7 protein-coding genes, 1 pseudogene and 1 riboswitch are annotated in these 5698 nt (G+C 65.5%); of the genes and pseudogenes, 4 read left to right on the top strand and 4 right to left on the bottom strand.

Going from position 1 to position 5698, the window contains the following annotated elements:
* Positions 1–214 precede the first annotated feature (214 nt).
* The 3 genes and pseudogenes from EV643_RS47155 to EV643_RS43605 all read left to right on the top strand — a co-directional run.
* Positions 215–355 (top strand): annotated as a pseudogene (locus tag EV643_RS47155) (ATP-dependent DNA ligase); the annotation flags it as partial.
* Between the two features lie 317 nt (positions 356–672).
* Positions 673–1575 carry a S41 family peptidase gene (locus EV643_RS43610; protein WP_202870079.1) on the top strand — a complete coding sequence of 301 codons (903 nt, stop codon included), beginning with the start codon at positions 673–675 and terminating at the stop codon, positions 1573–1575.
* A 209-nt stretch (positions 1576–1784) separates the two neighbouring features.
* Entirely contained in the window at positions 1785–2174 is a 390-nt protein-coding gene (locus EV643_RS43605; protein ID WP_202870078.1) for a DNA ligase-like domain-containing protein, read from the top strand.
* Here the strand turns inward: EV643_RS43605 and EV643_RS47150 are convergent.
* Positions 2077–2646 carry a dihydrofolate reductase gene (locus EV643_RS47150; protein WP_370452454.1) on the bottom strand — a complete coding sequence of 190 codons (570 nt, stop codon included), beginning with the start codon at positions 2644–2646 and terminating at the stop codon, positions 2077–2079. The two genes, EV643_RS43605 and EV643_RS47150, sit on opposite strands and share 98 nt — an antisense overlap.
* Positions 2647–2674: 28 nt before the next feature.
* Positions 2675–2762, top strand: a riboswitch (ZMP/ZTP riboswitch).
* A gap of 67 nt (positions 2763–2829) precedes the next feature.
* Here EV643_RS47150 and folP point away from each other — a divergent pair.
* Positions 2830–3621, top strand: a complete 792-nt coding sequence (gene folP / locus EV643_RS43595; protein WP_370452455.1) for a dihydropteroate synthase — start codon at positions 2830–2832, stop codon at positions 3619–3621.
* 84 nt (positions 3622–3705) lie between these two features.
* Here folP and EV643_RS43590 read toward each other — a convergent pair whose 3' ends face one another.
* The 3 genes from EV643_RS43590 to EV643_RS43580 form a co-directional block, all read right to left on the bottom strand.
* Positions 3706–4212, bottom strand: a complete 507-nt coding sequence (locus EV643_RS43590) for a nucleoside deaminase (protein WP_133806111.1) — start codon at positions 4210–4212, stop codon at positions 3706–3708.
* A gap of 279 nt (positions 4213–4491) precedes the next feature.
* Positions 4492–5052, bottom strand: coding sequence for a DUF6262 family protein (locus EV643_RS43585; RefSeq protein WP_202870076.1), 561 nt, complete (start codon positions 5050–5052; stop codon positions 4492–4494).
* On the bottom strand, positions 5049–5483 hold the full coding sequence (locus EV643_RS43580) for a hypothetical protein (RefSeq protein ID WP_202870075.1): 435 nt from the start codon (positions 5481–5483) through the stop codon (positions 5049–5051). The genes EV643_RS43585 and EV643_RS43580 overlap by 4 nt, the downstream gene beginning before the upstream one ends.
* Positions 5484–5698 lie beyond the last annotated feature (215 nt).

Here is a 5698-nt window from a genome sequence, read left to right as displayed (position 1 = left end):
GAAGGTCTTCCAAAGGATCACGCGATGACCGCCTCTATGCGCCGACGCCACGCCCGTCACCGGGCCTGCCGTACACCACTCTGCTGGACGCAACTCCACGACAGCTCACGACGAGTGAAATGCACCCGCCAACCAGGAGAAGACATGAGCCCGGAGGCTAGACCAGCGACCACCACCGGACAGTGTCAAACACACATAACCGAAGTGGGACGGCTTTAGAGCCAGTATTTTGCGCCGTGGCGACACCGCGCGGATCTGGTCGCGGCAACGCAAAGACCTGACCGATCGGTTCCCCGACATTGCCGCCGCCGCGCGGATCTTGCCCGACGGCTGCGTATTGGATGGCGTTATCTGAGGCCTTCAGAGGGTCGTACAACACGTCGACGACTTGCCGATGAAGGTCCCTGTCTTGTGTTGTGGACGCTCTAGGTCTGCGGGGTCTACGACGCTGCGGGGGAGCCATGCGGGTATAGCGGGTGGCTGGCCCGAACGGCTTGAGTCCCACTGTGATCGCCGACGCGCTTGCTCTGACCGATCATGACGGGTCGGGAGGTATATCCCGACGACGCTGGTTAGGGCGGTGCTTCACTGGCTAGATGCGTACAGACGAGATCAAGGCAGTCATCGACCAAGTCGCGGCCTTGGTCCGCGAGCATTACGTGTTTCCCGACGTTGGCCGACCGTTTGATCGCCGACCAGCAGAACGGCCGGTACGACGACCTCACCGAGCCGGTGGCCCTCGCCGAGCGGGTGACGGCGGACATTCAGGCGATTAACGGGGACAAGCATCTGTCGCTGCTCTACCACGTCGACGATCAGGTCGGCGACGAGGAGGACCCTGCCGGGGACGAGGAGGCGTGGGTCCGGCATGTCGAGCTGACCGCTGCCGGGATGGCCCGGGTAGAACGTCTCTCCGGGAATGTCGGCGTGCTGGAGATCAGGCCGTCGCTCTACGACCCGAGGTTCGCCGGTACCGCGGTTGCCGGGGCTATGTCGTTGCTGTGGGCCACAGACGCGCTGCTGCTGGATCTGCGCAGCTGCGGGGGTGGCTCACCGGAGATGGTGGCCTTGGTGTGCAGCTATTTCTTCGAGGGCGAACCGGTTCATCTGAACGACCTGGTCACTCCTTCCAGCGGAGCGGTCCGGCAGTATTGGACGGTCCCGGTCACCGGGCCACGGTTCGGCGGCACCAAGCCGATCTGGGTGCTGACCAGCTCGACCACGTTCTCCGCGTCAGAGGAGCTGACGTACAACCTGCAGCAGCTCGGCCGGGCCGTCGTGGTCGGCGAGCGCACACGGGGCGGCGCTCACCCGCGGGAGGGTTTCAGGGTCCATCCGCATTTGGAGGCGTCTGTGCCGGTGCAGCGCGCGCTCAATCCGGTGTCTGGGACGAACTGGGAGGGTGTCGGCGTCTCTCCGGATGTCGAGGTGGACGCCCGGTCCGCCTTCAGTGAGGCTTATCGAAGGGCGCTGGAGCACGTGCTTGCTCTACCGGTCGCGCCTGGCCGGCGTGAGGTCATCGAAGAAGCCCAGGCCGCGTTAGCCGAACTCCGTTCCGGTGCTGCCACCGGCTGAGCTGATCCGCGTCTCGGCTGGGTCGCTTTCGAGGTCGTCAGGCAGGTGGTTTGGCCTGGCGAGGACGGTAGACCGAGACAGCTCATACCTCGACCGGCCGGTGAGCGGCGGCAACCAGATCAACCTCGCCGTCGTTGACATGTCCACGACGCTCACGGCCAAGCAACACAGCACTATCCAGCAGCCGGCTCAAGATAGACGGCGAGCTGGTGATCCTGGTCGACGGCCGGCTCAGCTTCGACGCGCTCCAGCGGCGCCTGGTCACCGCCCCCTCGAAGGCCCGTGCCCTGGTCGCTGCGGCGCCGGCGTCGTACGTCGCGTTCGACCTGCTGGCGATCGGCGGAGTCGATCTGCGCACGCAGCGCTGGACCGTTCGCCGGGGCCGGCTGGAACAGCTCGCTGCGCGGTGGGCTCTGCCGCTGCAGCTGTCACCGGTGACCGCCGACATCGAGGAGGCCCGGGAGTGGTTCGACGTACTGCCCGAGGCGATAGGCATCGAGCCTAGTCGTGAAAGGTGCGAGCTCCCGATACGCCGGCGGCCGCCGGGACTGGCTCCGGGTGAATTCTGTAGGGGAGTGGGCGTTCGGTGCGCTGGCTAGATGAGCGTTTGGCCTGGTCAGGCACGAGATCATGAGTGGACTGCGCGTGAACGACACCTGTCGTCGATGACGAGGTGGCGTCCCTGCGTGTCAGAAGGTGAGCATGTTCGGTCGCCGTTGCCGCTGGCTGGACGGACCCTTTCGTAGGTGAGGAATGTGTAGCCGTCACTTGGTTGCGAGCAATTTCGCGCCAGTCGGCTTGGTTGATCTCTGGGAAGAACACATCGCCGTCGGGCTGCCGGTCGACCTCTGTGACTTCGAGCCGGTCGGCAATAGGAAGAGCGTCCCGATAGATCTGTTCACCGCCTGCGATGAATACCTCTTCGCTGGCGGCTGCAGCCAGCGCTTCCTCCAGCGAGTGCGTCACGGTCACTCGGTCGGCAGTCCAGTCTGGCTGACGTGTTACGACGGGGCCCAATCGCGGTCGCGTGCCAAGGCGCGTGTCGGGCCTGGGATACGAGGTGCCAGACACTGTCAGCCTTGTGATGTGGGTAGAGTGCCTGCTGGGCCGTGACTGGCGTCTGGATGGATCACCATCGTGGAGCGGCCCCGTCATGTGACGTCGTGCCGCGCGCCTGGGCCTCTGGGACTCTCTGGGAGGCACGACGTGGTGCATGAATTCACTGCTTCGGCATTGTCGGCGGCAAAGCCTCGGCTGGTCGGGATCGTCAACATCACTGCTGACTCGTTCTCCGATGGCGGCAGGTTTCTGGCGACCGAGGATGCGTTGGCGCAGGCGTGGCGCCTGATCCGGGCAGGTGCCGACGTTATCGATCTCGGCGCTGCGGCCAGCCATCCTGGCGCCCAGCGAGTGAGTGCCGAAGAGGAGATCCGACGGCTGGCCGACGTCATGGAGGAGCTCGTGGCCGCCCGCGTTCCTGTATCGGTCGACTCATTCATGCCCCAGACGCAGCGCTTCGCCGCCGCTCACGGCGCGACGTATCTCAACGACATCCAGGGTTTCCCCGATCCGGAACGATATGCCGAGTTGGCCGACAGCGGCTGCGCGCTCATCGTGGTGCACTCGGTCCAGCGCCGTGGTCCAGCTACTAAGGTGCGGACCGATGCGTCGACGGTCCAACAGGGGCTCGAGCGGTTCTTCCGCGATCGCCTCGGCGATCTCCAGGCAGCTGGCGTTGACCGCGACCGTCTGGTGATCGATCCAGGACTCGGATACTTCCTTGGCAGTACCCCGGAGCCGTCTGTCATGGTGCTGGCGGGGCTCAGTGAGATGAAGGCTCGGTTCGGCCTGCCGGTCTTGGTCTCACCCTCCAGGAAGTCGTTCCTTCGCGCTCTGACCGGCAGCGATCTCGTCGACATCGGACCGGCCACTGTGGCTGCAGAGTTGTATGCAGCAGGTCAAGGCGCGGACTTCATCCGCACCCACGACGTCGCTGCGATCTCGGACGCACTCACGATCTTTACGGCGCTGACCAAGTCCCAGTGATCACCAAGGGCGCGGCCAGTATCGCCAGCCAGATGCACTCGCGCGAGGATTCTGCGGCGTGAGCACCTGACGGCGACACGGCAACTAGGTTGGCTGCTCGGCGAGTCCACGGGCCCACTGGCGAGCCCCTTCGCCGGTGGCAGTTTCGGCGTAGCGGGCGAACAAGGTGCGAACTTGGTCAGACAGCAAGCCGCCCATCAATTTGGGGAGACGAGAGAACGGCGTGTCCGGCGCGGCCGGCTGCCACTTGGCGGCGACACCAGAGGCGCCGTCGCCAGGCGACGCGAGCGCGTAGTAGATCTCACTCACGCACATCGTCATCGCGGCGCCGAGGCACATCAAGCAGGGCTCCAAGGTGGTTGCGAGAACCAAAGGTCCAGGGCGCTCGTCCCAACCCCACTGGCGATCCACCGCGTTCATCGCCAAGAGCTCGGCATGCACCAACCGGCGAGCCTGCGCTTTCTCCTGGGTGAACGAACGGCCGATGACCTCGCCGCCTGACACCAGCACCGCCCCGATCGGCAGTTCGCCGGCAGACAATCCCTCCTCAGCCGCCTCGATCGCCATGCTGACCAATTGCTCCGGTTCCATGCGTTTGACCCTAGCCGGAGGAGCTTCGTTCGCACGCAAACAAGGCAGCTCGTGACGGCAGTCCAACGGTGAAACCCGCGAGTTGTGACGGCGGATGGTCGACACCCTCCCGATAGTTGGAGTAGTGCTGACCGCAGTTGTCTGCAGCACACACACCGCCAGCGGAGACCTGATCGGGAGATTGCGCACGTTACCGATATCGCGTACCCCAGCCACGAGTGCAGAGCTGAATCCGCTCGACGTGGAGCCGGCCCATGAGAGGCGATCCGCTCGCTGCCCTCAGTGGCCGGTGCGGCGTGGGCTGTTGAGCTGGGTCATCAGTTCGCGACTGGCTGCTCGGGCCGCGGCGAGCTCGTCGGTGCGTTCTTCGAGTTGTCTGCGCAGCTCCTGTATCTGTTGCTCGCTGTCGATCAGGTTCTGGTGCAGGCCACGAATGTCGTCGGGTGCTCCCAGGCCACTGCCGCGGAACGCGGCTTCGCCGAGGTCCTCGGATAGGCGGGCTTGCAGGGCGCCGAGCCGGTGCTGCAGCCGGGCGTTGTGGGCTCGGACGTTGAGCAGATCGGCCTTCATGGAGGCGTAACTGGTGGTGCTGTTGCCTGGGATAGGGTCGGCTGGTCGAGCCGCTGCTGCTTCCAGCGCGGCGTGCAGGTCGGGATGGCGGTGGATGAAGCTTCGGTGCACTCGGGCTGCGCGGGCGACCGCTGAGACGGTGATGGTCGCTCCTTCGGTTCGCAGTTGGGCCAGGGCGTTGTGGACCTGCAGACGCCGGCGAGCGGTGTCGCGTCGCCGTGACCTCACCAGGGCGCTGTTCTCGTCCTCATGAAGCAGTGAGCCGCTCACGACGTCGCCTTTCCGATGGCCCGGACATCGTCGCCGGGCGTAGTGAAGGTTGGCATGCCGATGCTGACGACTTGACGCGTGGTGCGGAGCACCTTGATTGCCTCGTTGATCTGGTCTCGTTCCCCGCTGGTGAGGTCGTCGACGTGGCGTTCGACGCGGCGGATGAGAGCACGCATCTTGTCGATCTCGGTGTCGCTGGGCGTCGCTTCGGTGCGGGCCCAGGTCTCCAGTTCGGTCGCGGCCAGCACCCGTTCGCGGTCTGCCAGAAGCCGGTCGAGGTGAGATCGCAGCTCGGGCAGGTAGGACACGTCGGTGCGGAAGTGGGAACAACCCAGGCAGCGGAAGCGGAATGGGCAGGCGCCACCGCCGGCCTGGACGTTGGACGGTTCGGTGCAGACCCCGTAGGGGACGGCCACCTGTCCGACCCGCATCCGGGCGCGTTCGCTGTCCAGCAGGGCGCTGGCTTCGCGCCAGATCCGCTGGCCGGACCCGTCGAACTGATGGTCGGCGACGCGGTTGACCGCGGCGCGGGTGCGGACTTCGGTGATCCGCTCTGGCGACGTCGGTTATTGGAACTGTCTGAATGCCCGTTCTCATGGTTCGGTCCGGCGGCTGACTTCGGCGGCGTAGCTGGTCCAGTCGCCGC

This window comes from Kribbella caucasensis (assembly GCF_004361855.1).
GTDB lineage: Bacteria > Actinomycetota > Actinomycetes > Propionibacteriales > Kribbellaceae > Kribbella > Kribbella caucasensis.
This window is presented reverse-complemented; position numbering and strand designations above follow the sequence as displayed.

Coding starts and splice junctions, on each gene's coding strand:
- EV643_RS43590 (WP_133806111.1), bottom strand. CDS start 4,212: ATGGAACCGGAGCAATTGGTCAGCATGGCGATCGAGGCGGCTGAGGAG.
- EV643_RS43580 (WP_202870075.1), bottom strand. CDS start 5,483: ATGCGGGTCGGACAGGTGGCCGTCCCCTACGGGGTCTGCACCGAACCG.